This is a genomic window from Arthrobacter sp. SAFR-044 (genome assembly GCF_059414985.1).
Genome location: NZ_JBPFDN010000037.1, coordinates 1 through 987, shown reverse-complemented (window position 1 = coordinate 987; position 987 = coordinate 1). Strand labels below are relative to the sequence as shown.

1 protein-coding gene is annotated in these 987 nt (G+C 58.0%); it reads left to right on the top strand.

All coding sequences use genetic code 11. The features are described 5' to 3' along the window. The coding region (locus tag ACR65J_RS21025) for a tyrosine-protein kinase domain-containing protein (protein ID WP_440172741.1) at nt 1-987 on the top strand (987 nt) is incomplete at both ends.

Below are 987 nucleotides of genomic sequence, written 5' to 3'. Positions count from 1 at the left end.
GCCTGAGGAGACTGTCATCATTATCCTGACGGCGACCGACCCGGACCCGAATCAAGCTGCGAAGATTGCAAATTTGTCCGCTAAGCAGCTGATCTCGGCTGTGGACGGGGTCGAGGACGTGGGCCTTGTGCGCCTGAGTGTTTTCGAGGAAGCTTCGGCCCCGAGTTTCCCATCTTCGCCGGTCCTGCCCGCCAATCTTGCCCTCGGGGGGCTGCTAGGACTCCTTGTCGGGTTCGGCTATGTATTTTTTCGCCAAGCGCTGGATAGGGGAATTCGAGGCCAAGCCGATGTTGAGCCAGTTGTTGGGGCGAGGATTCTCGGTGCTGTTGCCTTTGACCCAAGCGTGGAACATCAACTCGAGGTCGTTCAAAGAGATGCTTTTAGCTCTAGGGCAGAAAGCCTTCGCCAGCTGCGGACCCAGTTACGCTTCACCAACACCGCTGGGGGCTCGCAGACGGTAGTTGTGTCGTCCTCGATAGCGGGGGAGGGTAAGACTTCGATCGCGGTGAACCTGGCGATCATGTTTGCCGAAAGTGGTACTCGCGTACTGTTGATTGATGCTGATTTGCGATGTCCGCAGATTGCAAACATCCTTGGGATCGATGGTTCTGTTGGGCTCTCAGATGTACTGTCGGATAGCGTGGCACTGGCCGATGCCGTCCAAGAATCTGGCCATGCGGAAGCGTTCCACGTCCTCCCTTCCGGAGGCCCGGTGCCAAATCCGAGCAAGCTTCTGGGCTCGCCCACGATGGAGAAACTCATCGAGCGTGCTGAGACGGACTACGCCGTCGTGTTGATCGATACGCCGCCATTGTTGCCCGTCGCGGATCCGGCGATCATCGCGGCCAAAACCAGTGGAGTGGTTCTTGTCGTCAGTGCTGACGGCCGGACAACACAGGAAGATGTTACCCAAGCCGTCGCGACCCTGAATGCAATTAATACCTCGTTCCTGGGCGTAGTCGTCAACAAGGCCGGCAGGACCGAACG